The sequence below is a fragment of the Nocardioides lianchengensis genome, from assembly GCF_900101465.1.
GTDB lineage: Bacteria > Actinomycetota > Actinomycetes > Propionibacteriales > Nocardioidaceae > Nocardioides > Nocardioides lianchengensis.
Genome location: NZ_FMZM01000005.1, coordinates 138,014 through 164,171, shown reverse-complemented (window position 1 = coordinate 164,171; position 26,158 = coordinate 138,014). Strand labels below are relative to the sequence as shown.

Annotated in this window: 22 protein-coding genes; 12 read left to right on the top strand and 10 right to left on the bottom strand. The window is 72.8% G+C overall.

Going from position 1 to position 26,158, the window contains the following annotated elements; all coding sequences use genetic code 11:
• Nucleotides 1-55: 55 nt before the first annotated feature.
• The 3 genes from BLT76_RS10540 to BLT76_RS10530 form a co-directional block, all read right to left on the bottom strand.
• Nucleotides 56-346, bottom strand: coding sequence for a DUF4193 domain-containing protein (locus BLT76_RS10540; protein WP_090854961.1), 291 nt, complete (start codon nucleotides 344-346; stop codon nucleotides 56-58).
• Between the two features lie 154 nt (nucleotides 347-500).
• Nucleotides 501-1,319, bottom strand: a complete 819-nt coding sequence (locus BLT76_RS10535; RefSeq protein WP_090854958.1) for an inositol monophosphatase family protein — start codon at nucleotides 1,317-1,319, stop codon at nucleotides 501-503.
• Nucleotides 1,316-2,416 carry a ferrochelatase gene (locus BLT76_RS10530; protein ID WP_090854955.1) on the bottom strand — a complete coding sequence of 367 codons (1,101 nt, stop codon included), beginning with the start codon at nucleotides 2,414-2,416 and terminating at the stop codon, nucleotides 1,316-1,318. The genes BLT76_RS10535 and BLT76_RS10530 overlap by 4 nt, the downstream gene beginning before the upstream one ends.
• A gap of 66 nt (nucleotides 2,417-2,482) precedes the next feature.
• On the opposite strand from BLT76_RS10530, the gene BLT76_RS10525 reads away from it, so the two are divergent.
• The 3 genes from BLT76_RS10525 to BLT76_RS10515 are packed head-to-tail and all read left to right on the top strand — an operon-like array spanning nucleotide 2,483 to nucleotide 6,680.
• On the top strand, nucleotides 2,483-3,673 hold the full coding sequence (locus tag BLT76_RS10525; protein WP_090854952.1) for an MFS transporter: 1,191 nt from the start codon (nucleotides 2,483-2,485) through the stop codon (nucleotides 3,671-3,673).
• 10 nt (nucleotides 3,674-3,683) lie between these two features.
• The gene (locus BLT76_RS10520) at nucleotides 3,684-5,360 is read left to right on the top strand and encodes an AMP-binding protein (protein ID WP_211752866.1); all 1,677 of its coding nucleotides are present in this window, start codon (nucleotides 3,684-3,686) and stop codon (nucleotides 5,358-5,360) included.
• An 18-nt stretch (nucleotides 5,361-5,378) separates the two neighbouring features.
• Nucleotides 5,379-6,680, top strand: coding sequence for a D-arabinono-1,4-lactone oxidase (locus BLT76_RS10515; RefSeq protein WP_211752864.1), 1,302 nt, complete (start codon nucleotides 5,379-5,381; stop codon nucleotides 6,678-6,680).
• A gap of 219 nt (nucleotides 6,681-6,899) precedes the next feature.
• Here the strand turns inward: BLT76_RS10515 and BLT76_RS10510 are convergent, their stop codons facing one another.
• Entirely contained in the window at nucleotides 6,900-7,736 is an 837-nt protein-coding gene (locus tag BLT76_RS10510; protein WP_090854945.1) for an ABC transporter permease, read from the bottom strand.
• A complete protein-coding gene (locus tag BLT76_RS10505; RefSeq protein ID WP_090854941.1) occupies nucleotides 7,733-8,710 on the bottom strand; it encodes an ATP-binding cassette domain-containing protein in 978 nt (325 codons plus the stop codon). Before BLT76_RS10505 ends, BLT76_RS10510 begins: the two co-directional genes overlap by 4 nt.
• Before the next feature lie 116 nt (nucleotides 8,711-8,826).
• Here BLT76_RS10505 and BLT76_RS10500 point away from each other — a divergent pair, with 116 nt between their 5' ends.
• Together BLT76_RS10500 and BLT76_RS10495 are read left to right on the top strand one after the other, a co-directional pair.
• The gene (locus BLT76_RS10500) at nucleotides 8,827-9,348 is read left to right on the top strand and encodes a SigE family RNA polymerase sigma factor (RefSeq protein WP_090854936.1); all 522 of its coding nucleotides are present in this window, start codon (nucleotides 8,827-8,829) and stop codon (nucleotides 9,346-9,348) included.
• Nucleotides 9,349-9,350: 2 nt separating this feature from the next.
• Complete coding sequence (locus BLT76_RS10495; protein WP_090854933.1) at nucleotides 9,351-10,451, top strand: hypothetical protein; 1,101 nt, start codon at nucleotides 9,351-9,353, stop codon at nucleotides 10,449-10,451.
• A gap of 1 nt (nucleotide 10,452) precedes the next feature.
• Here the strand turns inward: BLT76_RS10495 and BLT76_RS10490 are convergent, their stop codons facing one another.
• Nucleotides 10,453-11,070, bottom strand: coding sequence for a trimeric intracellular cation channel family protein (locus BLT76_RS10490; RefSeq protein ID WP_090854929.1), 618 nt, complete (start codon nucleotides 11,068-11,070; stop codon nucleotides 10,453-10,455).
• 88 nt (nucleotides 11,071-11,158) lie between these two features.
• Here BLT76_RS10490 and sepH point away from each other — a divergent pair, with 88 nt between their 5' ends.
• The gene (gene sepH, locus BLT76_RS10485; RefSeq protein ID WP_170867019.1) at nucleotides 11,159-12,139 is read left to right on the top strand and encodes a septation protein SepH; all 981 of its coding nucleotides are present in this window, start codon (nucleotides 11,159-11,161) and stop codon (nucleotides 12,137-12,139) included.
• Nucleotides 12,140-12,167: 28 nt separating this feature from the next.
• Nucleotides 12,168-14,156, top strand: a complete 1,989-nt coding sequence (locus BLT76_RS10480; protein WP_090854923.1) for an SDR family oxidoreductase — start codon at nucleotides 12,168-12,170, stop codon at nucleotides 14,154-14,156.
• Here BLT76_RS10480 and BLT76_RS10475 read toward each other — a convergent pair.
• A complete protein-coding gene (locus BLT76_RS10475) occupies nucleotides 14,137-14,961 on the bottom strand; it encodes a sulfurtransferase (RefSeq protein WP_090854920.1) in 825 nt (274 codons plus the stop codon). The two genes, BLT76_RS10480 and BLT76_RS10475, sit on opposite strands and share 20 nt — an antisense overlap.
• Nucleotides 14,962-15,068: 107 nt before the next feature.
• Here BLT76_RS10475 and BLT76_RS10470 point away from each other — a divergent pair, with 107 nt between their 5' ends.
• Entirely contained in the window at nucleotides 15,069-15,722 is a 654-nt protein-coding gene (locus tag BLT76_RS10470; protein WP_090854917.1) for a thymidine kinase, read from the top strand.
• A gap of 136 nt (nucleotides 15,723-15,858) precedes the next feature.
• On the opposite strand, the gene BLT76_RS10465 is transcribed toward BLT76_RS10470, so the two are convergent.
• From BLT76_RS10465 to BLT76_RS10455, 3 genes are read right to left on the bottom strand one after another with little or no spacing between them, the layout of a single operon-like run.
• Entirely contained in the window at nucleotides 15,859-16,977 is a 1,119-nt protein-coding gene (locus BLT76_RS10465) for an alkaline phosphatase family protein (RefSeq protein ID WP_090854914.1), read from the bottom strand.
• A 4-nt stretch (nucleotides 16,978-16,981) separates the two neighbouring features.
• Complete coding sequence (locus BLT76_RS10460) at nucleotides 16,982-17,566, bottom strand: DUF5998 family protein (protein WP_090854911.1); 585 nt, start codon at nucleotides 17,564-17,566, stop codon at nucleotides 16,982-16,984.
• A gap of 25 nt (nucleotides 17,567-17,591) precedes the next feature.
• On the bottom strand, nucleotides 17,592-20,288 hold the full coding sequence (locus BLT76_RS10455) for a bifunctional acetate--CoA ligase family protein/GNAT family N-acetyltransferase (protein WP_090854908.1): 2,697 nt from the start codon (nucleotides 20,286-20,288) through the stop codon (nucleotides 17,592-17,594).
• 223 nt (nucleotides 20,289-20,511) lie between these two features.
• Here BLT76_RS10455 and BLT76_RS10450 point away from each other — a divergent pair, with 223 nt between their 5' ends.
• The 4 genes from BLT76_RS10450 to BLT76_RS10435 all read left to right on the top strand — a co-directional run bounded on the left by BLT76_RS10450 (nucleotide 20,512) and on the right by BLT76_RS10435 (nucleotide 26,144).
• Nucleotides 20,512-22,983 carry a DNA gyrase/topoisomerase IV subunit A gene (locus BLT76_RS10450; RefSeq protein ID WP_090854905.1) on the top strand — a complete coding sequence of 824 codons (2,472 nt, stop codon included), beginning with the start codon at nucleotides 20,512-20,514 and terminating at the stop codon, nucleotides 22,981-22,983.
• Nucleotides 22,984-22,988: 5 nt separating this feature from the next.
• On the top strand, nucleotides 22,989-23,693 hold the full coding sequence (locus BLT76_RS10445) for an LppX_LprAFG lipoprotein (RefSeq protein WP_170867017.1): 705 nt from the start codon (nucleotides 22,989-22,991) through the stop codon (nucleotides 23,691-23,693).
• On the top strand, nucleotides 23,690-25,456 hold the full coding sequence (locus BLT76_RS10440; RefSeq protein ID WP_090854899.1) for an MFS transporter: 1,767 nt from the start codon (nucleotides 23,690-23,692) through the stop codon (nucleotides 25,454-25,456). Before BLT76_RS10445 ends, BLT76_RS10440 begins: the two co-directional genes overlap by 4 nt.
• 196 nt (nucleotides 25,457-25,652) lie before the next feature.
• On the top strand, nucleotides 25,653-26,144 hold the full coding sequence (locus tag BLT76_RS10435) for a beta-class carbonic anhydrase (RefSeq protein WP_211752862.1): 492 nt from the start codon (nucleotides 25,653-25,655) through the stop codon (nucleotides 26,142-26,144).
• The last annotated feature ends 14 nt before the right edge of the window (nucleotides 26,145-26,158 follow it).

Here is a 26,158-nt window from a genome sequence, read left to right as displayed (position 1 = left end):
GACAGAAGGCCGCGACCCCCGAGGGGGTCGCGGCCTTCGCGCGTCGCGTCCTGGATCAGGCGCAGTCGCGGCAGATCATCTTCTTCTCGTCGGCCAGCTGCGACCGGTGGTGGACCAGGAAGCAGCTCATGCAGGTGAACTCGTCGTCCTGCTTCGGCTTCACCTCGACCGCGAGCTCCTCGTGGGACAGGTCAGCACCGGGGAGCTCGAAGGACTCGGCCGCCTCGGTCTCGTCCTCGTCGACCTTGCCGGAGTTCTTGTCGTGACGTCGCGCCTTGAGCTCTTCGATGCTCTCCTCGGACTGGTCTTCCTCGTTCTTGCGCGGTGCGTCGTAGTCGGTCGCCATAGCGTCACTCACTCCCCTCGTCTGTGCTGCCCCGTGTACCGGTCACCCGCGAGCCGCGTCGGCTCACGTCGTCGGCGCCAGATTGTGCACCATGCGCCCCCTCGAGCGCACACCGGTCGGGTGATGCGCCCCCACAACGCCGTCCGCTGAGCGGCTATTCCCCCTCCTCGGCGGCGAACCCTGCGGACACCACGGCCGCGTGGAGCTCGTCGTACGAAGGTGCCGGAGCACACACGATGAGGCTCAGTCCCCCGGCGCCGACCAGGAGCTCCCAGCGCGCCCCGGCGGCCTCGGCCACCAGGGCGCCGGCCGCGTGGTCCCACAGGTTGACGCCCTCCTCGACGTAGGCGTCGACGGTGCCGTCGGCCACCCCGCAGAGGTCGAGGGCGCAGGAGCCGAGCCGCCGGATGTCGCGGATCCGCGGCAGCAGGTCGAGCCAGGCGGTGACCTGCGCTCGTCGTACCTCGCGGTCGTAGGAGAACCCGGTCGCGATCAGCGTCTTGTCCAGGGGTACGGCGACGCGCGGCCGCACCGGCTCGCCGTCACGGGTCGCCAGCGGCCGGCCGTCCAGTTCGCGGTGGGCGACGTGCTCGGTGCCGGTGGCGACGTTGAGGACCACCCCCGCGACGACCGCTCCGTCGACCTCGACGGCGATCGAGACGGCGTACTGCGGGATGCCGTAGAGGAAGTTCACGGTGCCGTCGATCGGGTCGACGATCCAGCGCACCCCCGAGGTGCCGGCGACGTCGTCGCCCTCCTCGCCCAGGAACGCGTCGTCGGGGCGCTGCGCCCGCAGCAGCGCGCGGATCAGCTCCTCGCTGGCCCGGTCGGCCTCGGTCACGACGTCCACGTCGCTGGACTTGGTCGCGGCGACCGAGACCCCGGCGGCGCGCCGGGCGCGGACCAGCTCGGCGGCCTGCCGGGCCACGTCGAGCGCCAGGGCCGCGAGCTCCTGACCTGTCGGAGAGCTCATGCTCCGCACAGCGTCGGCTTGTCGGCGCGGGCGTTGGCGCAGCAGCCCACGGGGCAGGCGTCCCACATCGGCCCGATCGCCCCGGTCGACGCGCGGGCGACCTCCTGGCCCCGCTCGACCGCGGCCCGCTCCAGGAGCAGGTCGCGCACGGCCGCGACGAAGCGCGGGTCGGTGCCGGCGGTCGCCGAGCGGCGGGCGGGCAGCCCCAGCTCCTCGGCCGTGGCCAGCGCCTCGGTGTCGAGGTCGTAGATGACCTCCATGTGGTCGGAGACGAAGCCCACCGGCACCATCACCACGGCCGGCGCACCGGCCTCGTGCAGCGACGTGAGGTGGTCGTTGACATCGGGCTCCAGCCACGGGATGTGCGGGGCACCCGAGCGCGAGCAGTAGACCAGCTCGTGCGGGTGCTCGACCCCCGTCTCCTCGGCGACCCGGGCCACGACGGTCGCGGCCACGTCGAGGTGCTGCGTGACGTAGGCCCCGCCGCCCTGCTCCGGCGGGCCGGAGGCGTCGTTCATCGACAGCGGGATCGAGTGGGTGACGAAGGCGAGGTGGGCGCCGGCGCGGGCCTCCTCGGGCAGGTCGGCGAGCGCCGCCAGCACGCCGTCGACGACCGGCTCCACGAAGCCCGGGTGGTTGAAGTAGTGGCGCAGCTTGTCCAGCCGCGGCGCGCCGTCCAGCCCGTCGACGGCGTCGAAGAGGTTCTCGCGGTACTGCCGGCACGAGGAGTACGACGAGTAGGCGCTGGTGACGAAGCAGGCGGCCCGGGTCACCCCGTCGGCGGCCATCTGCGCGAGCGTGTCGGTGAGGTAGGGGTCCCAGTTGCGGTTGCCCCAGTAGACCGGCAGGTCGATCCCGGCCGCGGCGAGGTCCGTGCGCAGCCCGGCCAGGAACTCGCGGTTCTGGTCGTTGATCGGCGACTTCCCGCCGAAGAGGAAGTAGTGCTCGCCGACCTCCTCGAGCCGCTCGCGCGGGATGCCCCGGCCGCGGGTCACGTTCTCGAGGAAGGGGACGACGTCCTCGGGCGCCTCGGGTCCGCCGAAGGAGACCAGGAGCAGGGCGTCGTACGGCGAGACGTCGGGGGCATCGGTTGGCATGTCGCCATCGTAGGGAGGCGTGCGAATTGGCTGGGCGGCGCTCCCGCGCTCTACCTTGCGACTGCCATGGCCGCTCTCACGTCGTACCGCCGGGTGCTCGCGCAGCCCGGCACCGCCCGGTTCAGCCTCGCCGGGCTGGTCGCCCGCCTTCCCATCTCGATGGTCGGCCTCGGCATCGTGCTGCTCGTCGAGGACCAGTCCGGCTCGTACGGCGTCGCCGGCACCGTGACCGCCACCTACACCGTGGCCGGCGCCGGCCTGGCCATCGCCCAGGGCCGGCTGCTCGACCGCCTCGGCCAGCGCCTGGTGCTCACCGTGGCCGCCACGCTGTTCAGCGTCGCCATGGCGCTGCTCGTCTGGTCGGTGCAGGAGGACTGGCCGCGGGCGGCGACGTACGTCCTGGCCGCCGTGGCGGGCGCGACGCTCCCCCAGGTCGGCTCGTGCGTGCGCGCCCGCTGGTCGCACGTCCTCGACCGGTCCACCGACGTGCAGACCGCCTTCGCGCTCGAGGCGGTCCTCGACGAGGTCGTCTTCGTCGTCGGCCCGATCCTCGCGACCGTCCTGGCGACCACCGTCGACCCCGTGGTCGGCCTCGCGGTCGCCGTGGTGAGCGGGCTGGTCGGCTGCCTCGGGCTGGCCCGGCAGCACGCCACCGAGCCGCCGACCCACGTGCACGACCACGCCACCGGGCCGCGCCCGGCGATGCCCTGGCGCACCGTGGCGCCGCTGACCGTGGTCAGCGTCGGGCTCGGGGTGCTGTTCGGCGCGGCCGAGGTCACGACCGTGGCGTTCTCGGAGGAGCGGGGCGCCGAGGCGTACGCCGGCGCGCTGCTGGCTGTCTGGGCGCTCGGCAGCCTGCTGTCGGGCGTCGTCACCGGCGCGGTCAGCTGGCGTCGCGGCCCGTCGTACCGGGTCCGGGTCGGGGCGCTCGCCATGGCGGTGTCGATGCTCCCGCTGTTCCTGGTCGACTCGATGTGGACGATGGCCGTGCTGCTGCTGGTCGGGGGCTCGGCCACCGCCCCGACCCTGGTCGCCACGCTCTCGATGGCCGAGCAGGTCCTGCCGCGGCCCCGGATGACCGAGGGCCTGGCCGTCCTGCACACCGGCCTGGTCGCCGGGGTGGCCCCGGGTGCGGCGCTCAGCGGCTTCGTGGTGGACCACCACGGGGCGTCGGCGGCGTACCTCGTCAGCGCCGGCGCGGGCGTGCTCGCCGCCCTGGCCGCGCTGGCCCTCCCGCGGCAGGGGCGCACGACGTAGGTTCGGCGGCGTGACGCAGACCACACTGCCACCGATCGAGCACCCCACCCTGGCCGGGATCCTCCTCGCCCGCGCGGCCGACGACGCGACCGCGCTGCTCTTCGAGGACCGGCGCTGGAGCTACCGCGAGCTGCTCGCCGAAGCGGCGGTCCGGGCCGCGGTCCTGCGGCACCTGCGGCCCGAGGGCCGGCCCTGGCACGTCGGCGTCCTGCTCGACAACTCGCCCGAGTACCTCTTCCTCGTCGCGGGCGCCGCGCTCTGCGGGGCGAGTGTCGTCGGCATCAACCCCACGCGCCGCGGCGCCGAGCTGGCGACCGACATCCGCTCCACCGACGTCGACACGATCGTGTCCGCACCCGAGCACCTCTCCCTGCTCGCCGGCCTCGATCACGGGGCCGCTCGGGTGCTGGTCGCCGGCTCCGAGGAGTACGACGCCCTGCTGGCCGGCCACGCCGGCGCCGAGGTGACGGCGACGCCGGAGGCCCTGGACCCGACCACCCGACTGCTGTTGCTCTTCACGTCCGGCTCGACGGGCGCGCCGAAGGCGGTGGTCTGCTCGACCGGCCGGATGGCGATGATCGTCCAGCTCAACCCGCTCGTCCTCGAGCGCGACGACGTCGCCTACAACGCGATGCCGATGTTCCACGGCAACGCCCTGATGGCCTCGTGGGGGCCGTGCCTGCGCCGCGGCGCGGCCTTCGCCACCCGCCGCCGGTTCTCGGCCTCGGGCTTCCTCCCGGACCTGCAGCGCTTCGGTGCCACCTACGTCAACTACGTCGGTCGCTCCCTCGCCTACGTCCTGAGCCGGCCTGAGCACCCCGGCGAGCGGGACAACCGGCTGCGGGTCGCCTTCGGCACCGAGGCCTCGGCCCGCGACCGCGCGGAGTTCGAGCGCCGCTTCGGCTGCCCGGTCGTCGAGTCCTACGGCTCCTCGGAGGGCGCCGTCGCCATCCGCCCGGTCGACGGGACTCCCCCGGGTGCGCTCGGACTCCCCCAGACCGGGTACGCCGCGGAGGTGCTGGCCCCCGACGGCTCGGTCTGCCCGCCGGCCCGGTTCTCCCCCGACGGCCGGCTGCTCAACGCCGACGAGGCGATCGGCGAGATCGTGGGGATCGACGCCGCCGCCCGGTTCGAGGGCTACTACCGCAACCCGGAGGCGGCCGCGGAGCGGGTGCGCGGTGGCGACTACTGGACCGGCGACCTCGCCTACCGCGACCAGGACGGCTGGTTCTGGTTCGCCGGCCGTACGGCGGACTGGCTGCGGGTCGACTCGGAGAACTTCGCCGCCGCCCCGGTCGAGCGGATCCTGGCCCGCCGGCCGGACGTCGCGGTGGCCGCGGTCTACGCCGTACCCGACCCGCGCACCGGAGACCAGGTGATGGCCACCCTCCAGGTCGCGGACGACCCGGCCGGATTCGACGTCGCCGGCTTCGCGACCTTCCTCGACGCCCAGCGCGACCTCGGCACGAAGTGGGCACCCCGGTTCCTGCGCATCACCCAAGACCTCCCCACGACCGCGACCCGCAAGGTCGACAAGCCCGCGCTGCGCCGGCGGCTCTGGTCCGGCGACGACCCGGTCTTCGAGCGGGTCGACGGCGCCTACCGCCCGCTCACCGCCGACCGGACGGCCGCGCTGGCCACCGAGTTCGAGCGGCACGGCCGGGCGCACCTGCTCCACGGGAGCTGACTGACTACGCTGCGCGTCGTGGAGTGGAGCAACTGGTCGGGCCTGGAGTCCGCACGTCCCGCCCGGACGGTCACGCCGGGGTCCGTCGCCGAGGTCGTCGCCGAGGTCGAGCGGGCCCGCGAGGACCGGTCGACGGTCAAGATGGTCGGCACCGGCCACAGCTTCACCGCGATCTCCGCGCCCGAGCACACCATGCTGCGGCCCGGCGCGATGACCGGCATCGTCGGCGTCGACCGCGAGGCGATGACCGTCACCGCGCTCGCCGGCACCCAGCTGAAGGTTCTCAACGCCGGCCTCGAGCAGCTCGGGCTGAGCCTGCACAACATGGGCGACATCGCCGAGCAGACCCTGGCCGGCGCGACCTCGACCGGCACCCACGGCACCGGCGGGATCGCGGCGGGTCTGGCCGCACAGCTGGCCGGGCTGGAGCTGGTGACCGGCACCGGCGAGGTGCTGCGGGCCAGCGAGAGCGAGAACCCCGACGTCTTCGCTGTCGCCCGGGTCGGCCTGGGCGCGCTCGGCGTGCTCACCCAGGTCACCTTCAAGGTGGAGCCGCTCTTCGTGCTGGAGGCCAGCGAGCAGCCGATGTCGTGGGACGAGGCGCTCGGCTCCTTCGACCAGATGACGGCCGAGAGCCACCACGTCGACATGTACTGGTTCCCCCACACCGACCGGATGTCGGTCAAGCGCAACGAGCGGCTCGACGTACCGGTGGCCGAGGCGGAGCCGCTCTCGGCCGCCCGTGCCTGGTTCGACGACGACTTCCTGCAGAACCACGCCTTCGGCGCGCTCTGCCGGGTGCTCAACAAGGTCCCCGCCGCGATCCCGCGGGTCAACCGGGTCAACGCGCGGTTGATGGGCGCCCGCACCTACAGCGACGCCGCCCACCGGGTCTTCACGGCCCGGCGCGACGTCGTCTTCCGCGAGATGGAGTACGCCGTCCCGCGCGAGGCCGGGCTGTCGGTGCTCCGCGAGGCGCGGGCCGCCCTCGAGTCCAGCGGGCTGCGGATCAGCTTCCCCGTGGAGATCCGCACCGCCCCCGCCGACGACGTCGCGCTGTCGACCGCGTCCGGCCGGGACTCGTTCTACCTGGCCTTCCACACCCACCGCGACGCCGACCACCGCGCCTACTTCGACCTCCTCGAGCCGATCCTGCGCGCCCACGACGGCCGACCGCACTGGGGCAAGGTGCACACCCGCACCGCGGCCGACCTCGCGCCGGCGTACCCGCGCTTCGAGGAGTTCCTGGCGGTGCGCGACCGACTCGACCCGGACCGGGTGTTCGCCAACGACTACCTGAGGCGCGTGCTCGGCGACTGACGCCGCACCCCGGCCTCGCTGGTCGAGTAGTGGCCTCGCTGGTCGAGTAGCGAGCGAGTAGCAGTTCGCTGGTCGAGTAGCGAGCGCCAGCGAGCGTATCGAGACCCCTCGGTCAGGGTCTCGATACGTCCCGTCGCGACCTCCTTCGTCGGTCGCGGGGCTACTCGACCTGGCGCCTGCTCTCGTCGGGAGCTCCTTCGTCGCTCCCGACGAGGGCGCTCACTTCGTGTTGTAGAGCCGGAGCGCGATCGGCGCGAAGACGGCCGTGATGACCGCCGAGAGCACCAGCACGATCAGGATGTCGCCGCTGTCGGGGGCGTCGTCCATCAGGCCACGGGCCGCCTCGCAGAGCAGGGTCACCGGGTTCACGTCGACGAAGGCCTGCAGCCAGCCCGGCATGGTCTCCGGCGGGGCGAAGACCGAGCTGATGAAGGTGAGCGGGAAGAGCACCATCATCGACGTGCCCATCACGGCATTGGGGCTGCGGACCTTCAGTCCGACGATCAGCCACAGCCAGCTGAGCGAGAAGCAGAAGACCAGCAGCAGGAGCACGGCCAGGATGACACCGAGGAAGCCACCGGGCGCGCGGTAGCCGATCAGCACCCCCACGACCAGGACCATGAACGACGCCAGCCCGTAGCGCAGCGTGTCGCCGAGCAGCGCCCCGACCAGCAGCGAGGCCCGCCAGACGGGCAGCGACCGGAACCGGTCGAAGACGCCCTTGTCGATGTCGGTGTTGATGGTCAGGCCGGTGTACATCGTGATGAAGACGACGGTCTGGGTGAGGATGCCGGGCAGCGCGTACTGGAGGTAGTCCCCCGTCGAGCCCGAGATGGCTCCGCCGAAGACGTAGGTGAACATCAGCGTGAAGAGGATCGGGAACATCGTCACGTCGAAGAGCTGCTCGGGGACGTGCTTGATCTTCAGCAGCGCCCGCCACCCGAAGGTGAGCGAGGAGCTGACCGCGTTGGCCCGCGGCGGGCGCTCGGCGGCCCCGAGCGCGGCGATGACGCTGGCGTCGAGCGAGCGGGTCGGCTCGCGGGTCTCGGTGGTCATGCGGGGACCTCCTGGTCCTGGGTCTCGGTCGCGCTCTCCTCGGCCGGACGTCCGGTGAGGGCCAGGAACACCTCGTCGAGGCTGGGCTGGCCGAGGCTGTACTCGTTGACCCGCAGGCCGCGGTCGCCCACCCGCTGCAGCGCGCCGGCGACGGCGGTCGGGTCGTCGACCCGCAGCGTCACCGTGGTCCCGTCGGGCTCGAGGACCGGCTCGGCCGCGAGCGTCTCGGCCAGCAGTCGGGCCACCTCCTCCCGGTCGCCGGGGTCGGCGACCCGGACCCGGACCGCGCCGGAGCCGACCGAGGCCTTCAGCTCGCCGCTGGTGCCCTCGGCGATCACCCGCCCGTGGTCGATCACCGCGATCCGGTCGGCCAGCTGGTCGGCCTCCTCGAGGTACTGAGTGGTCAGCAGGATCGTCGTCCCTGCCCCGACCAGCCCGCGCACGATCTCCCAGACCTGGTTGCGGCTGCGGGGGTCGAGCCCGGTCGTCGGCTCGTCGAGGAACATCAGGTCGGGCCGGACCACGATCGACCCGGCGATGTCGATGCGTCGCCGCATGCCGCCGGAGTAGGCCTTCACCTGCTTCTTCGCCGACTCGGCGAGGTCGAAGGCCTCCAGCAGCTGCATCCCCCGCTCTTTGGCCGCGGCCTTGCCGTAGCCGTAGAGGCGGGCCAGCAGGACGAGGTTCTCCAGGCCGGTGAGGTCCTCGTCGAGGGACGCGAACTGCCCGGTCATCGCGACCCGGGCGCGCACGTCGGGCGCCTCCCGGACCACGTCGTGACCCAGCACCGTCGCCGTGCCCCCGTCGGGCACCAGCAACGTCGCCAGCATCTTGATGGTGGTGGTCTTCCCGGCGCCGTTGGGGCCGAGGACGCCGTAGACGCCGCCCGCCCGGATGGCGAGGTCGACGCCGTCGACGGCGCGGTTGTCTCCGAAGGTCTTGACGAGCCCGTGGGTCTCGATCGCGAGGTCCATGCCTCATTCGACCGCACGGCACCGACAGAATCATCGGATTTTGGTCGAACCTTTCGGGGATCCCGGCGCGTCTGGGTGGCGACGGGGCATCCTGCTCCGGGACGAGGGGAGAGCCGATGGCGGCCCGTGATCGCGACGCCTTCACCGAGTTCGTCACCGCACGCGGCCCCGCGCTGCAGCGGGCGGCGTACCTCATGGTCGGCGACGCGGGCCTGGCCCAGGACCTGGTCCAGGAGGCCTTGACCAAGACGTACATCGCCTGGCCGCGGCTGCGCGACCCCGCCAACGCCGAGGCCTACACCCGCAAGGCGATCACCACGACCGCGATCAGCTGGTTCCGGCGTAGGAGCTGGTCGGAGCTCCCGGCGGATCACCTCCCGGAGCAGGCGACCGCGGGGTCTGAGGACGCGGTGAGCGAACGCGCGTGGGTGTGGCAGGCACTGCTGGAGCTGCCCGTGCGTCAACGTGCCGCCGTGGTGCTGCGCTACTACGAGGACCTCACGGAGGCCCAGACCGCCGCGGCCATGGGCTGCGCGGTCGGGACCGTGAAGAGTCAGGTCGCCGCCGGCCTGGCCAAGCTGCGCGAGCGGCTCGGCGACGACGGTCTCCCCCTCGACCTGCTGACGACGGGACGCTGACGATGGACCAGAACCTGAGGACCCTGCTGCACGAGCAGGCGACCAACCCGGACTTCGCGCCGGTGGACCTCGACGCGATCACCCGCACCGGAGATCGCCGGGTGCGGCGCCGCCGTGGCGTCACGGTGCTGGGAGGACTGGTCGCCCTGGCCGTGGTCGCTGTCGTCGCGCTCTGGGTCGCGAGGCCCGGCGACGTCGGCACCATCGACCCCGCAGGCCCGTACGCCGAGGCCAGGGTCTCCTGGTCCGAGGGCTCGGTGATCCACTACGGCGACACCGTGGTGGACGTCGGGCGCCCGGTCGAGGCGTTCGTCCATACCGACGCCGGATTCGTGGTGGTGTCCGGGCTCGGGGTCTGGTCGGTCGACGGCGACAGGGTGACCCGGGTCGGCACGACAGTGCGAAAGCCAGGCGGGGTGCGTTTGGTCGCCGATCACGACGACGGGCTCGCCGCGTGGGTCGAGGAACGAGACGGCGGCACCACGCTGGCCGTCCTCGACCAGCACACCGGCGAGACCACGCGGATCGGCGCGGGAGTACTCCAGCCGGCCGCCGTCGACGGCGGCACCGCCTACTGGATCACCGAGAGCGGGGCGATGGCGGGCGACCTGGCGACCGGCGAGACCCGCGTCGTCCCTGCGGCGGACCGGGGCACGGTGCTGGCGGCGGAGGACGGGGTCCTCGTGTCGAACCCCGGCGACCCCACCGGCCCATTCGTGTCCCGCCCCGGGCAGGACGACGTACCCCTCGTCCCTGACGCGGGCGCAGGCGTCGCCGCTCTCGCGCCGGACGCGGACTGGGTGGCGATCATCGGCGAGAACCGCCGGCCCGAGGTCTTCGACACCCGCACCGGCGACCGGGTCCCGATCGACGTCGACGCCGAGCTCGGCTCGGCGTACGGCTGGCTCGACGCCGACACGGTGCTGGTGGTGGCGGGCGGCGAGCAGCCGAGCGACACCCTGGAGGTCCTGGCCTGCGCTGTCCCATCCGGGACGTGCGAGCCGGTGACCCAGATCGGCACGGTGGCCGACCTGAACTCGGACCGCCTGCTGCCGTGGGGCATGCCGGCCTACGAGACCGTGGACGCCGGCACCGGCGACTGACTCACACGCTGGCGGGCCCCGTGGGCATCGGGGCCTGCCAGTTCCGCCAGATGGCGAGCAACCGCCAGACCAGGCAGACCGACGCTCCGGCGATCGTGACGAGCACCTCGGGCAGCTCCGCGCGGGTGCCGAGGACGGCGACCATCGCCCCGGCGAGGGCCGGGATCGCGTAGAGCTCGCCCCGGAAGACCACGGGCACGCGGCCGGCCAGGAGGTCGCGGAGCATCCCGCCGCCGATGCCGGTGACCATGCCCATCAGGGCCGCCGGGAGCGGGCTGAGGCCGTAGTCGAGCGCCTTGAGCGCGCCGGCCACGCAGAACAGGGCCAAGCCGAAGGCGTCGAAGACGTTCACCGTCCGCTCGAGGCGGCCGAGCGTCGGGTGGAAACGGAAGACCAGCAGGCCCGCGCCGAGCGGGACGAGCAGGTAGCGCCAGTCGGCCAGCGCCGCCGGCGGGGTCGCGTCGATGAGCACGTCGCGCAGGAAGCCGCCGCCGAGGCCCGTCGTACCGGCCAGGACCAGGACGCCGAAGACGTCGAGGTCCTTGCGCACCGCGACCAGCGCGCCGGAGATGGCGAAGACGAAGATGCCGACGAGGTCGAGCACGACGAGGGTCGGCACAGGGCGAGGCTACCGAGCCCGGGACCCCCGCTGGCGTAGGCTCGGCGAACCGAAGACGAGCATCGACCGGGACGGAGCCGACGACCTCATGGCGCACCTCACCTTCGTGGGCGTCAGCGAGGACGGGAAGCTCCTGCTGATGGTCGACGACACCGGGGAGGAGTTCACCCTCGACGCCGACGCCCGCCTTCGGGCCGCCCTCCCGGGCGGTCCCCCAGCACGACCCGCACAGGGAGAGGTACGCATGGACAGCACGCTGCGCCCCCGGGACATCCAGGCCCGGATCCGGGCCGGTGAGTCCGCAGAGTCCGTCGCGCAGGCGGCGGGCAGCACGGTCGAGAAGATCATGCCGTTCGCCGGGCCCGTCCTGGCGGAGCGGCAGCACGTCGCCGAGCGCGCCCAGCGCTCGTCCGTACGACGCTCCGGCGAGTCCTCGGGGTCCGCGCGCACCCTCGGCGACGCCGTGGCCGCCCAGCTGCGCCCCCTCAACGTGCGCGCCGAAACCGTCGAGTGGGACGCCTGGCGCCGCGAGGACGGCCGCTGGACGCTGGCCGCCGAGTACGCCTCGAGCGCCCGGTCCGGCACCGCCCACTTCACCTTCGACGCCCCCGGCAACTACGTCGTCCTCGACGACGAGGACGCCCGCTGGCTGGTCGGCGACCTGATCGCGACGGTGCCGGCCGACGTCCCCACCCCCCGCGACGACCTGGAGCGGGCGCGCCAGCGCCGGCAGGCCACCCCCGCCGCCGACGAGCTGCCGCTGGGTGACGACGTCATCGGGCTTGTGCGCGACGAGCGCCGTGACGAGTCCCGTGACGAGCCCCTGCTGGAGCAGCCGCTCGAGGCGTTCCTCGACGAGAGGCCCGGGGTCGACGAGTCGGAGATCGCCGACGAGGCGGCCGACGCCGCGGCCCAGGACCCCGACCCGGAGCCCACCGACCAGGCGCCGGCCGAGCCGACGCCCGCCGACGACGAGCCGCCCGCGCGCCGCCCGGTGCGCAAGAAGGGTGGCCGGGCGTCCGTGCCGAGCTGGGACGAGATCATGTTCGGCGGCGGCAAGCAGGACTGAACCCGGCCCGGGGGCCTACGCTCCGGTCATGTCGTACCTCGTGACCGGCGCCACAGGGTTCATCGGGAGGCATCTCGTCCAGCGGCTGCTCGACGAGCGGACCGGCGAGGTCTTCGTCCTGGTCCGTGCGGGCTCCCGCGACCGGCTCGACGCGCTGGTGCTCGGCTGGGGCAGCGACCGGGTGGTGCCCGTCGTCGGCGACCTCACCGAGCCGGGGCTCGGGGTCGACGACGCCTGGGTGACCGCGCACGCGGGCGGGATCGAGCACTTCTTCCACGTCGCCGCCGTCTACGACATGACCGCCGACGACGCGACCAACCAGACGATGAACGTCGACGGCACCCGGCACGCCCTCGACCTCGCCGAGGCCCTCCGAGTGGGCTGTTTCCACCACGTCTCCTCGGTCGCCGCGGCGGGCGAGTACGCCGGCCGCTTCGACGAGACCATGTTCGACGAGGGCCAGACCCTGCCCTCGCCGTACCACCGGACCAAGCACGAGTCCGAGAAGCTGGTGCGCTACTCCTCGGCGGTGCCGTGGCGGGTGTACCGCCCGGCGATCGTCGTCGGCGACTCGCGCACCGGCGCGATGGACAAGGTCGACGGGCCCTACTACTTCTTCCCGCTGATGAAGCTGATGCGCGACCGGCTGCCCGCCTGGCTGCCGCTGATCGGCGTCGATCTGGGCGACACCAACGTGGTCCCCGTCGACTACGTCGTGCAGGCGATGGACCACCTCGCGCACCTGCCCGACCGGGACGGCGAGACCTTCCACCTCGTCGATCCCGACCCGCAGCCGGTCGTCGACCTGGTCAACGCGTTCTGCGCCGCTGCCGGCGCGCCCCGGTTCGCGACGCCGGTGGACCGCTCGGTGACCCGGTTCCTGCCCCGCGTGCTGCAGCCGGCCGGGCTGCTGAACGCGATCGCGAAGGTCGGCCCGGTGCAGGGCGCGCTGGACCTGCTCACCCGACAGGTCGGCATCCCCGCAGAGGTGCTCGCCCACACCGCCTTCGTGCCGGTCTTCGACGCGACCCGCACCCTGAGGGCGCTGTCCGGCTCCGGGATCGCCCTGCCGGTCCTCGACTCCTACGCGCGCACGCTGTGGACGTGGTGGGAGGAGCACCTCGACACCTCGACCGCCGACGACCCGGCGACCTGCGCGGCCCTCGCGGGCAAGCACGTCGTCATCACCGGGGCGTCCTCCGGCATCGGACAGGTGACGGCCCTGAAGGTCGCCCAGGCCGGCGGGATCCCGGTGCTGGTGGCCCGCGGCAAGGACAAGCTGGAGGACACCCGGGCGCTCATCGAGCGCGCCGGCGGTACGGCGTACGTCTTCCCGTGCGACCTCTCCGACCTGGAGGCCATCGACGCGCTCTGCGAGCAGCTGGCCGCTGAGCTCCCGTCGGTCGACGTCGTGGTCAACAACGCGGGCCGGTCGATCCGGCGCTCGCTGCGGCTCTCGCACGACCGCTTCCATGATTTCGAACGGACCATGCAGCTGAACTACTTCGGCGCGATCCGGCTCGTGATGGGACTGCTGCCGCTGATGCGGGAGCAGGGCCGGGGGCACGTGGTCAACGTCAGCTCGATCGGCGTGCAGACCAACCCGCCGCGGTTCTCGGCGTACGTCGCCTCCAAGGCCGCGCTGGACTCGTGGAGCAACGTGGTCGCGTCCGAGCTGGTCGGCGACGGTGTGACCTTCACCGGCATCCACATGCCGCTGGTGCGGACGCCGATGATCGCGCCGACCAAGCTCTACGACAAGTTCCCCACCATCTCACCCGCGCAGGCGGCCGACCTGGTGGTCCGGGCGATGGTCGAGCGCCCCCACGAGATCAACACGCTGCTCGGCAACGCCGGCGCCGTCGTCCACACCGTCGCGCCCAAGCTGGCCTTCCGTGTGTTGAACCTGGCCTACCACGTGTTCCCCGACTCGGCGGCGGCCAAGGGCGAGTCGTCGGGCGGCCGCGAGTCGGAGCAGATCATGCTGGCCCGCGTCCTCAAGGGCGTGCACTGGTAGCCACCGGGCGGGCCGGGTCGCTCACCCACTCGCTCCAGCTGCCCGGGTAGAGCGCCGCCGTGATGCCGGCGGCCTCGAGCGCGAGGACGTCGTGGGCCGCGGTGACCCCGGAGCCGCAGTAGACCGCCGTCTCCTGCTCCCCCGTCACGCCCTCCACGGCGTAGAGCGCCCGGAGCTCCTCGGGGCTGCGGAAGGTCCCGTCGGCGGCGATGTTGACCGTCGTCGGCACGTTCACGGCACCGGGCACGTGGCCCGCCACCGGGTCGACCGGCTCGACCTCGCCGCGGTAGCGCTCCGGCGCCCGCGCGTCCACCACCACCGGTACGTCGAGCAGCCCGTCGGCGTCGACCACCGGCATCGCTCCCGGCCGGGCGGTGAAGTCGCCGGGGAGGATCTCGGGCTCCACCCGACTGGTCTCGCCGCCCGCGGCCAGCCAGGCCCGCCAGCCGCCGTCGAGCACCTGCACATCGGGGTGCCCGTGGTGGCGCAGCAGCCACCAGGCCCGCGCCGCCGCCCGTCCCTGCCAGTCGTCGTAGACCACGACCGGAGCGTCCTCGCGGACCCCGGCCCGGCGCATCGCGGCCTGGAACGCCTCGGGGTCCGGCAGCGGGTGCCGGCCGCGGCTGCCGTCGCCCACGGGCGCGGCCAGGTCGGTGTCCAGGTCGACGTACACGGCGCCGGGGACGTGGCCGGCGTCGTACTCCTCGCGGCCGGGAGGCCCGCCCAGGCGGTAGCGCACGTCGAGGACGGCGACGCCGCCGAGGAGCAGACGCAGCTCGATGCCGGAGATCAGCGGTTGGCTCATGCTGGGGCCCCCGCGGAGGCGCGAGCGCCGCGAGTGGCTTCGTGGGGATAGCTCATGAGACCCATCCTGCCGGTCGGTCCCGTGCGGTCCGTGAAAGGATCCCGCCCGTGGCGGAACTGCACTTCTTCACGGGCACCATGGACTCCGGCAAGAGCACCCTGGCGCTCCAGACCAACCACAACCACGCGGCCCGCGGCCGCGCCGGTCGGATCTTCGTGACCCACGACCGCGCCGGGACCGCCACCCTCTCCAGCCGCCTCGGGCTGACCCACGAGGCGATCGAGGTCGCCCCCGAGTTCGACTTCTGGCAGTACGTCGTCTCCACCCTCACCCAGGGTGGCCGGATCGACTACCTGATCTGCGACGAGGCCCAGTTCTACACGCGCGACCAGGTCGACCAGCTCGCCAAGATCGTCGACGAGCTGCAGATCGACGTCTTCGCCTTCGGCATCCTCACCGACTTCCGCACCGCCCTCTTCGAGGGCAGCCAGCGGCTGGTCGAGATCGCCGACCGGATGAACGTCCTCCAGGTCGAGGCGCTGTGCTGGTGCGGCAAGCGCGCCACCCACAACGCCCGCACCGAGGACGGCATCATGGTCGTCGAGGGCGAGGTGATCGTCGTCGGCGACGTCGACGACCGAGGCGGTCCCCCCGCCGAGGTCGCCTACGAGGTCCTCTGCCGCCAGCACCACCGCCGCCGGCTCACCGCCGCCCGCGCCAAGGCCGTCTCGCTCGCGCCCGAGCCGCTGCCGTTCGGCTGAGGGCGCCCGCGGGGCCGATGAGAGTTTCATCGGCTGGCCGATGAAACTCTCATCCCGGCCCCCGGCACCACCGACGCCAAGCGATCAGGTCGCCGCCACGTCGTACGACGTCGCGCGGCCCATCCGACCGACGCGCTCAGCCCACCAGGATCGGGATGAGCATCTCGTCGCGGGTGAGCGAGCCGTGCAGCCCGACGAGGGTCGTCTCGTAGGCGAAGTCGGTGGAGGAGAAGACGGCATGGTCGCCGCGGGAGGCGACCAGGACGTCGCCGAGCCGCGGACGGACGGACGGCTGGACCGTGCCGAACCAGCCTCGATCGACCGCGTCGTCGCGGGTCAGCACCAGGGCCGCGTCGCCGAGGACCGAGCGCCAGGTCGCGACGACGTCGGCGACGGCGCCGCGGTGGCAGTAGAGGTGGCGGAACCGGGCCTCGCCGCCGAGGAGCAGCAGCCCGTCGCGCAGCTCCAGCCGTTCGTCGACGTCGATGCGGTGCTCGGGCGGGGCGTCGACCATGCCGTGGTCGGCGACGACCACCAGCCGGGTCGACGGCGGCAGCGACTCGCGCAGCTGCTCGGCCTCCGCGTCGATGATCGACAGCTGCTGCAGCCACTGGCTGGAGGCGACGCCGTGGCGGTGACCGGTCCAGTCGAGGTCACCGTCGTACAGGTAGGTCAGCGACGGACGCTCGGCCGAGGCCGTCACCGCGGCGGCGATCCGCTCCCCGACCTTGTCGGCACCGACGTAGTCGACCCCACGGTGCGCGGCGACGGTCAGCCCGCTGCCCTCGAACTCGCGCTTGTTCACCACCGTCACCGACACCCCGGCCCGGCGCAGCGTCTCGAACGCGGTGGGGTGCGGCTGCCACTCGACCGGGTCGACGTCCCTGCTCCAGAAGAGCGCGTTGAGCAGCTTGTCCGTGCCCGGGACCCGCGAGGTGAATCCGACCAGCCCGTGCGCCCCGGGCACCAGGCCGGTGCCGAGGGAGGTGAGCGAGGTGGCGGTGGTCGACGGCACCCCCGCTGTGCCGGCCTCGGCGCCCTCCGCGAGTGCGGAGAGGTACGGCGCCGCGTGCGCGTAGCGCTGCAGCAGCTGCGAGCCGAGCCCGTCCACGAGGAAGACGACGTACGACGGCGCGTCCGGCAGGACCAGCCCGGTCGGGGCGTCGAGCACCGGGACGCCGAGCGCCGCTCCGACCGCCGGCACGACGTCACCCAGCGACCGCGCGCCGTACGCGGGCTCCAGGAAGCCGGTCATCGCCTCAGCCGGTGTGCGTGCGCGCGGAGAGCGACTCGGCGAAGGCCAGCAGGCCGGCGACCGCGTCGGGACCGTCGGCGGCAGAGCTGACCCGCAGCGAGAAGTCGTCGGAGGCGAGCACGCCGGTGTAGCCGTGGTCGGCGTCGCAGTCGGGGTCGCTGCAGCCCGCGGGCTCCAGGTCGACCCGGCTCACGCCGCCCCAGCCGATGGTCATCACGGCCTCGGCGGGGAAGGACGGCCCGGACGCGGGGTTGGCGATCATCCGGGTGACCACGACCGACTTCACGGCGTCGAGGCGGATCGCCTCCGTGGAGGTGGAGGTGTAGGGCTCGGGCAGCAGGTCGTCGCCGGCGTGCTCGTCGGTGTGGGCGAGGACCAGGCGGGTGGGGGTCAGCACCACCACGCTGAGGTGGCGCCGGACCTCGTCCCGCTCGAACGTCGGCTCGTGGTGGACGTAGAACGAGACCACCTGCTCCCCCGCGACCGCCGAGCTGACGCCGTCGGCCACCACCTCGGGGTAGTAGCCCGTGCGGTGGATGGCCTCGCGGAGCTCGAGGGCGTGGTCGCGATCGTCGGTCCTGCTGCGCATGGCTGCAGTGTGTCACCACGGCCGTCTAGCCGGGGAGCGTGTCCCCCGCCAGCGACGGCATCCGGCGCACGAACCAGTCCGAGCGGGGGTCGGCGACGGGCTCGATCCGGGCCGCCGCGGTGAGCACCGTGGCCCCGGTCGCGCCGGCCAGGACCAGCGACAGCTCGAGCGAGCGGACCTGCGGGAGGTCGTTCTGGAGCTGGGCCACCCGCCGGATCAGCCGCTCCACCTCGGCGACGTCCACGACCTCGCTGCCGCGGTAGCCGAAGAGCATCGGCGAGGACTTGATCTCCCGCACCATCGACGCCGCGTCGCGCCGGGTGAGCGGCGGGATCCGGAACGCCCGGTCGCTGAGCAGCTCGGTGAGCGGCCCGGAGATGCCGAACGAGACGACCGGCCCGAAGAGCGGGTCCTCGATGCTGCGGATCGAGATCGGTACGCCGGGGCGCGCGTTCTTCTGCACGATGAACCCGGCCCGCTCGGGGTCGCCGACGATCTCGGTCAGGGAGGTCCAGGCGCTGCGCATCTCGCCCGGTCCCTCGATGTTGCGCCACACGTGGGCCAGGTCGGGGCGCTCGCGCACGTGGTCGGCGGTCGCCTTCAGGACGACGTCCCAGCCGTCGGCCTCGCCCGCGGCTACAGCCTCGTCGTACGACGCGACGGGTCGGGCGGGCCACAGCGCGATGTCGTAGGCCCCGAGCAGCTTCGCCAGCGTGTCCTGGTCGAGGTCGGTGCCCTCGGGGTGGGCGCCGAGGGTCTCGTTGACCAGCCGCTTGGCCGTGCGGTGGTCGACCGTGTCCGGCTCGTTGGTCTCGCCGTCGGGCGTCCGCAGCCACACGGCGTAGTCGACGACGTGGGCCAGCGCCCGCACCGCCGCCTCGACCGCGGGGTACGACGGCACCGAGCCGCGACCGGCCGTGGAACCGGCGACATCGGGCACCCGGAGCAGCTCGGGCACGCCCTCGGCCCCGAGGAACGACGACACGAGCGGCTTGTCGGACTGCTCGCCGACCGCGGCCAGCACGTTGGCGACGTCCTCGCCGGAGACGTTCAGCGGCGGGATGTAGACCGCGACCACGGCGTCGACCTCGGGGTCGTCGATGGCCGCGTCGAGCGCGTCCTCGAAGTCCTCGGCGCTCGGTTCGGCGTTCAGCGCGACCGACTTGTTGACCACCAGGCCGACGGCGGCGGCCGCGTCGGCGGCGAGCAGGCCGAGGGCGTCGGAGTTGCCGACGATGGCGACCCGGCGCCCACGGGGCAGCGGCTGGTGGGCGAGCAGCTGGGCGACGTCGAACATCTCCTCCAGCGACTCGACCTGGATCACCCCGGCCTGCCGGAACATCGCGTCCACGGCCTGCGGCGGCGCCGCGATCCGTCGTACGGCGTGACCCATGGGGACGCCCTGCGTGGTGCGACCCGACCGCACCGCGATGATCGGCTTGCGCTGCGAGACCCGACGGGCGATCCGCGAGAACTTGCGCGGGTTTCCGATGGACTCCAGGTAGAGCAGCACGACCTCGGTGGAGTCGTCCTCCTCCCAGTACTGCAGGAGGTCGTTGCCGGAGACGTCGGCGCGGTTGCCGGCGCTGACGAACGTCGACAGGCCGAGGCCCCGGTTGTTGACCTTCTCCAGGATCGCCGAGCCGAGTGCGCCGGACTGGCAGAAGAACCCGGCGCGGCCGCGGGGCGGCATCAGCGGCGCCAGCGAGGCGTTGATCTTGACCGTCGGGTCGGTGTTGATGACGCCGAGCGCGTTGGGGCCGATCAGGCGCAGGCCGTACGAGCGCGACAGCCCCACCAGCCGCCGCTGGCGCTGGCGGCCCTCCTCGCCGGTCTCGGCGAAGCCCGACGAGATGACGACCAGCCCGTGCACGCCCTTGGCGGCACAGTCGAGGACGACGTCCTGCACGGAGTCGGCGGGCACGGCCACGATCGCGACGTCGACCTCGTCGGGGATCTCGTTGACCGACTTGTACGCCGGCAGTCCCGACACGGCCGCCGAGGACGGGTTGACGGCGTACACGCGGCCGGTGAAGTCGCCGGTGACCAGATTGCGGACCAGGGCCTGGCCGATGGTGTCCTGACGGCGGCTGGCGCCGATGACCGCGACCGAGCGCGGGTTGAAGAACTTGTGGATCGAGGCGGCCTCGGCCTGGTGCTCGCGGTTGAGCATCACCCCGATGGCCGTGTCGGTCGGGTCGATGGGGAACTCGAGCATGAGGACCCCGTCCTCGTACTCGCTCGCCACCCGGTAGCCGGCGTCGCGGAAGGTCTGGATCATCCGGGTGTTGTCGGGCAGCACCTCGGCGACGAACCGCTCGACGCCGCGCTCGCGGGCGGCCTGGGCGAGATGCTCGAGCAGGAGCTGGGCGATTCCCCGGCCCTGGTGCTGGTCCTCGACCAGGAACGCGACCTCGGCCTCGCCGGGCCGCACCACGTCGTACCGGCCCACCGCGATCATCCGGCCCTGCAGCGTCAGCACGAACGCGACCCGGTCGACGTGGTCGACCTGGGTGAACCGGGCGACGTCGCGGTCGGAGAGCCGCGGCATGGGCGAGAAGAACCGGTAGTACTTCGACTCGTCGGAGACCCGGGCGTAGAACTCGACCAGCAGCTCCGCGTCCTCGGGGCCGATCGGGCGGATGTGCGCCGTCCGTCCGTCCCGGAGCAGGACGTCGGCCTCCCAGTGCTCGGGGGCGGCGGGGATCTCCTGCTGCGTCACGGGGCGCAATCTACCCGGACGGCGAACGCCGGTTGACGTGCTCCGGAGCGACGGAGGAGCGGAGGGGCCTCGAAACCCGTCTTGCCAGGAGTCGACGGTGACCACCCTCGTCATGCTGCTCGCCGGGTTTCGAGGCTCAGGACTCCGTCCTTGGCACCTCAACCACCGACCGGGACGGCGAGTCCGCGCCGGTCCGTCGGTGCCTCCAGGGAGAATGACGGCCATGGCCCGCCGCACCACTCCCGATCTTCCCGATGACTTCGAGGAGCACATCCTCGACACCGACATCAAGCAGGAGATGGAGTCCTCGTTCCTCGAGTACGCCTACTCCGTCATCTACTCCCGCGCGCTCCCGGACGCGCGCGACGGCCTGAAGCCGGTCCAGCGGCGGATCCTCTACACGATGAACGACATGGGCCTGCGGCCCGACCGCGGCCACGTCAAGAGCGCCCGCGTCGTCGGCGAGGTCATGGGTCGCCTGCACCCCCACGGCGACGGCGCGATCTACGACGCCATGGTCCGGATGGCCCAGCCCTGGTCCATGCGGGTCCCGTTCATCGACGGCCACGGCAACTTCGGCTCTCCGGACGACTCCCCCGCCGCGATGCGGTACACCGAGGCCCGGATGGCGCCTGCGGCGGTGGCGATGACGGCCTCGATCGACGAGGACACCGTCGACTTCAAGCCCAACTACGACAGCCGCGAGCTCGAGCCCACGGTCCTCCCCGCGGCGATCCCCAACCTGGTCGTCAACGGGACGACCGGCATCGCGGTCGGCATGGCCACCAACATGGCCCCGCACAACCTGGTCGAGGTGGTCCAGGCCCTGCGCCACCTGATCACCCACCCGAAGGCCACCCTCGATGACCTGATGCGGTTCATCCCCGGGCCCGACCTCCCCACCGGCGGCAAGATCGTCGGCCTCGACGGCATCCGCGACGCCTACGAGTCCGGCCGGGGCAGCTTCAAGATGCGGGCCACGGCCCGGGTCGAGGCGATCGGACGCAAGAAGGGCATCGTCGTCACCGAGCTGCCCTACGGCGTCGGGACCGAGAAGGTCGTCGAGCGGATCAAGGTGCTGGTCCAGGGCAAGAAGCTCCAGGGCATCTCCGACATCAAGGACCTCACCGACCGCGAGAACGGCCTGCGCCTGGTGATCGAGGTCAAGAACGGCTTCGTCCCCGAGGCGCTGCTGGAGCAGCTCTACCGCCAGACGCCGCTGGAGGACTCCTTCGGCATCAACAACGTCGCCCTGGTCGACGGCCAGCCCCGCACGCTCGGGCTGAAGGAGCTGCTGCGGGTCTTCCTCGACCACCGCTTCGAGGTCATCCGCCGGCGCTCGCAGTTCCGCCGCAACAAGCTGGCCGACCGCCTGCACCTCGTCGACGGACTGCTGATCGCGCTGCTCGACATCGACGAGGTCATCCAGGTGATCCGCACCAGCGACGACGCGGCCGCCGCCCGGGAGCGGTTGATGTCGGTCTTCGACCTCTCCCAGCTGCAGGCCGAGTACATCCTGGACCTGGCGCTGCGCCGGCTGACGAAGTTCAGCCGGATCGAGCTGGAGAAGGAGCAGGAGGAGCTGCGTCGTCAGATCGAGGAGCTCGACGCGATCCTCCACGACGACAAGCTGCGCTGGAAGGTCGTCTCCGACGAGCTCGCCGAGGTCGCCAAGACGTACGGCACGCCCCGCCGGACCGTCCTGCTGGAGTCGGCCGGCGTCGCCGTGACCGCCTCCGCCGTCCAGCTCGAGGTCGCCGACGACCCCTGCTACGCGTTCCTGTCGTCCACCGGCCTGCTGGCCCGCACCTCCAACGCCGAGCCGGTCGGCTCCGGCGAGAGCCGCACCAACCACGACGTGGTCGCCTCCGTCGTCCGGACGACGGTCCGCGGCGAGATCGGCGTGCTGACCTCGCGCGGCCGGCTGCTGAAGCTCGGGGTTCTGGACCTGCCGGCCCTGCCGGGCTCGGCCAACGACCCCAACCTCCAGGGCGGCCTCCCGCTGAGCGAGATGCTGCAGCTGGAGTCCGGGGAGCGGGCGCTCGCGCTGTGCACCCTCGCCACCGAGGGCCCGGGTCTCGCGCTCGGCACCCGCCAGGGCGTCGTCAAGCGGGTCAACCCCGAGGTCCTCGGCCGCGACGAGTGGGACGTGATCCGACTCGAGGACGGCGACGAGGTGGTCGGGGCGGTCGAGCTCACCACCGGCACCGAGACCCTCTGCTTCATCACCTCCGACGCCCAGCTCCTCCACTTCGGCGCCGACGGCGTCCGCCCGCAGGGACGCTCCGGTGGCGGCATCGCCGGCGTACGCCTGGCCGTCGCCCAGTACGTCGTCTCCTTCGGCGCGTTCGACTCCGAGGCGGGCGAGGGGGCGGTCGTGGTGACCGCGTCCGGGTCCTCCACCGCGCTGCCCGGCACCGAGCCCGGGCTGGTCAAGGTCGCGCCGTTCAGCGAGTACCCCGGCAAGGGCCGCGCCACGGGCGGCGTCCGCTGCCACCGGTTCCTCAAGGGCGAGGACGTGCTGGTCTTCGCCTGGGCCGGCCCGGCGCCGGCCCGGGCCGCCGCGTCCAGCGGGGCTCCGGTCGACCTGCCCGACGCCACCGGTCGCCGGGACGGCTCCGGGGTGCCCGGCAGCCAGCCGATCGCCGCGTGCGCGGGTCCGGTCGCGGTCCGGCTCCCGGTCGTGGAAGGCTGACCGCCGTGACCCGGACCCTCGCCGCGACCACGGCCGCCCTGCTCGCCCTCACGCTCGCCGCCTGCAGCGGTGACGACGAGGGCTCCCCCGGCGGCGACGACAGCACGCCGACCGAGGTCCTCGAGCTGGCCAAGACGACCCTCGACGAGACGAGCGGGGTCCAGATCACCCTCGAGGCCGACAACCTCTCGTCGAGCGTCACCGGCATCCGCAAGGCCACCGGGGTGGGCGTGCACCCCCCGGCCTTCGAGGGCAGCTTCGACCTGAGCGTCAACGGCATCCCCGCGACCGCCGAGGTGATCGCGGTCGACGGCAAGGTCTACGCCAAGAACTCGCTGCTGCTCCCCCAGTGGACGGCGATCGACCCGGCCCAGTACGGCGCGCCCGACCCCAACCAGCTGATGGGCGAGGACGCCGGCTTCTCGAGCCTGCTCACCGCGACCACCGACGTCGAGCAGGGCGAGCGGGTCCGCGGCGGCGAGGGCAACGACGAGATCTTCACCTCCTACACCGGCACGGTGCCCGGCGACGTGGTCGCCAACATCGTGCCGAGCGCGGCGGGCGACTTCGACGCGTCGTACACCATCAGCGAGGACGGTGAGCTGCGCGAGGCCCGGCTGACCGGCGTCTTCTACGAGGGCGACGACGACATGACCTACACGATGACGTTCGACGACTACGGCACCGAGAAGGACATCGTCGCGCCGTGACCGCCTCGTCGGGGCGCTCGCCGCGGGCGCTGCTCGGCCTCGCGGCCGTCGCCGTGGCGTTCGCCGCGGCCGACACCTACGTCGTCGTCCTGGCCCTGCCGGAGCTGATGGCGAGCGCCGCGATCCCGATCGACGAGCTGCAGCGCGCGGCGCCGATCATCTCCGGCTTCCTGCTCGGGTACGTCGCGATGCTGCCGCTCATCGGCCGGATCGCCGACCTGCGCGGCCGGGTCCCCGTGCTCACCGCGGCCCTGGTCGTCTTCGCGTTCGGCTCGCTGGTGACCGCCCTGGCCTACGACCTGCCGAGCATGGTCACCGGCCGGTTCCTGCAGGGGCTCGGCGGCGGCGGGCTGGTTCCGGCGACGCTCGCCCTGGTCGCCGACCTCTACCCGCGCGAGCGCCGCGGCGTCCCGCTGGGCCTGGTCTCGGCCGTGCAGGAGATCGGCAGCGTCCTCGGCCCGCTCTTCGGCGCCGTGGTCCTCGCGGTGGCCGACTGGCGCGCGATCTTCGCGATCAACCTGGCCGTCGGCCTGCTGCTCGCGGTCGCCATCCAGGCCACGTCGAGCGCCGCACCCGGGCACGAGCGTGCCAGGATCCACCTGCCCGATCCCGTCGGGGTGCTGCTGACGCTGGTGGTCCTGGCCGCCGGTGCGCTGGTGTTCCTCGAGCCGTCACAGCTGATGGCCGACCTGACCTGGGGCGAGCTCTTCGTCCCGGTCGCCGGTGAGGGCCGCTGGCTGACCCCCCTCGGCCTGACCACGATCGTCGCGACGGTGCTGCTGGTGTTGCGCTGCGCGACCGCGAGGCACCCGCTGGTCGACCTGCGCTCCTGGGCCCGCAGCGCCCGCGAGGCCGACCTGGTCGGGGCCCTCTTCCTGGCTGCGGCGCTGGGCGGTGTGATCCTGGCCTTCGCGACCGCCGACCCCGAGGTACAGGTCTTCTCCGACCAGGGCCTCTGGTACCTCCTCGGCGCCGCGGTCGCCACCGTCGCGCTCGTGCTCCACCTCCGACGGGCCTCGTCGCCCCTGGTGCCCCACGGAGCGCTCCGGGCCCGGCCGGCCTGGGGCGCGGTCCTGGTCAGCTTCTTCGTCGGCGCCGCGCTGATCGCAGCGCTGGTCGCCGTCCCCCTCTTCGCGCGGTCCACGTCGTACCGCGACAGCCAGCTGATGGCCGCGCTGGTCCTGGTCCGGTTCCTGGTCGCGCTCCCGGTCGGCGCCGTCCTCGGCGGCTACCTCACCCGCCGCCACTCCGCCGGCGCCATCACGGCGGTCGGCATGGTGCTGGCCGCGGTCGGCTTCGCGCTGATGTCGCAGTGGAGCTCCGACGCCCTCGAGGGCTGGACCTGCAACATCGCGCTGGTGGTCGGCGGTCTGGGCTTCGGCCTGGCCCTCGCCCCCGTCAACGCGGCGGTCCTCGCCAGCACCGACGACGACGTGCACGGCCTGGCCAGCGCTCTCGTCGTGGTCGCTCGGATGGTCGGCATGCTCGTCGGGATCTCCGCCCTCACCGCCATCGGCCTGAGCCGCTACTACGACGCCCAGGAGAAGCTGCGCACCGTCGCCGAGATCTGCGGCGCCGACGCCACCAAGGTCTGCCAGGCCTACCGCACCCAGCAGCTCGACGCCGCCATCACCCAGGAGCAGACCGTCTTCCTCGGTGCCGCCGTCTCCGCCGTCATCGCCGCCGCCCTGGCGCTCCTGCTCTTCCGCGGCGCCGCCACCCGGGCCGTCTCCGCCGGCGACCTGCTGCGCTCGGCCGGCTGATCGCACCCGCTCCCCGCCGACCCCGGTCCGGCGGTGAGTAGTCCACCGTCCGACGGGCCCGACCGGTGGATCCTGCACCGTCGGTACGGCGATTCGTGGCGACCCGCCGTACCGGCGGTGGGTGAGCCACGGGTTCACCGGCCGGATCGGTGGACTGCTCACCGCCGCCCGGAGGCATCTCGCTACGCTGCGGTGCGTGGCCTTCGACGACCTTCTCGCTGCCAACCGTGACTTCGCCTCCGACTTCGCCTACGGCGGGTTCGACGGCGTCGCCCGCGCCGGCGTCGCCATCGTGACCTGCATGGACTCGCGGATCGACCCGCTCGGCATGATCGGGCTGAAGCCCGGCGATGCCAAGATCTTCCGCAACCCGGGCGGCCGGGTCACCGAGGCCGCCCTCGAGGCGCTCGTCCTCGGCGTCCACCTGCTCAACGTCCAGCGCGTCCTGGTGGTCCCTCACACCCGCTGCGCCGTGGCGAGCAACTCCGAGGAGGTCATCCGCGACCGGATCTCCGAGTCCGCCGGCGTCGACGCCTCCTGGCACCGCTTCCACGTCGTCGACGACCAGCGCCGCGCCCTGGAGATGGACGTCCGCAAGGTGCTCAGCCACCCCCTCGTCCCCGACTCCGTCGAGGTCGGCGGCTTCCTGTACGACGTCGACACCGGCCTGCTCGATCGCCTGGTCTGAGGGCCGGGTCACCT

Coding starts and splice junctions, on each gene's coding strand:
- BLT76_RS10540 (WP_090854961.1), bottom strand. CDS start 346: ATGGCGACCGACTACGACGCACCGCGCAAGAACGAGGAAGACCAGTCC.
- BLT76_RS10535 (WP_090854958.1), bottom strand. CDS start 1,319: ATGAGCTCTCCGACAGGTCAGGAGCTCGCGGCCCTGGCGCTCGACGTG.
- BLT76_RS10530 (WP_090854955.1), bottom strand. CDS start 2,416: ATGCCAACCGATGCCCCCGACGTCTCGCCGTACGACGCCCTGCTCCTG.
- BLT76_RS10525 (WP_090854952.1), top strand. CDS start 2,483: ATGGCCGCTCTCACGTCGTACCGCCGGGTGCTCGCGCAGCCCGGCACC.
- BLT76_RS10510 (WP_090854945.1), bottom strand. CDS start 7,736: ATGACCACCGAGACCCGCGAGCCGACCCGCTCGCTCGACGCCAGCGTC.
- BLT76_RS10505 (WP_090854941.1), bottom strand. CDS start 8,710: ATGGACCTCGCGATCGAGACCCACGGGCTCGTCAAGACCTTCGGAGAC.
- BLT76_RS10500 (WP_090854936.1), top strand. CDS start 8,827: ATGGCGGCCCGTGATCGCGACGCCTTCACCGAGTTCGTCACCGCACGC.
- BLT76_RS10495 (WP_090854933.1), top strand. CDS start 9,351: ATGGACCAGAACCTGAGGACCCTGCTGCACGAGCAGGCGACCAACCCG.
- sepH (WP_170867019.1), top strand. CDS start 11,159: ATGGCGCACCTCACCTTCGTGGGCGTCAGCGAGGACGGGAAGCTCCTG.
- BLT76_RS10480 (WP_090854923.1), top strand. CDS start 12,168: ATGTCGTACCTCGTGACCGGCGCCACAGGGTTCATCGGGAGGCATCTC.
- BLT76_RS10475 (WP_090854920.1), bottom strand. CDS start 14,961: ATGAGCCAACCGCTGATCTCCGGCATCGAGCTGCGTCTGCTCCTCGGC.
- BLT76_RS10465 (WP_090854914.1), bottom strand. CDS start 16,977: ATGACCGGCTTCCTGGAGCCCGCGTACGGCGCGCGGTCGCTGGGTGAC.
- BLT76_RS10460 (WP_090854911.1), bottom strand. CDS start 17,566: ATGCGCAGCAGGACCGACGATCGCGACCACGCCCTCGAGCTCCGCGAG.
- BLT76_RS10450 (WP_090854905.1), top strand. CDS start 20,512: ATGGCCCGCCGCACCACTCCCGATCTTCCCGATGACTTCGAGGAGCAC.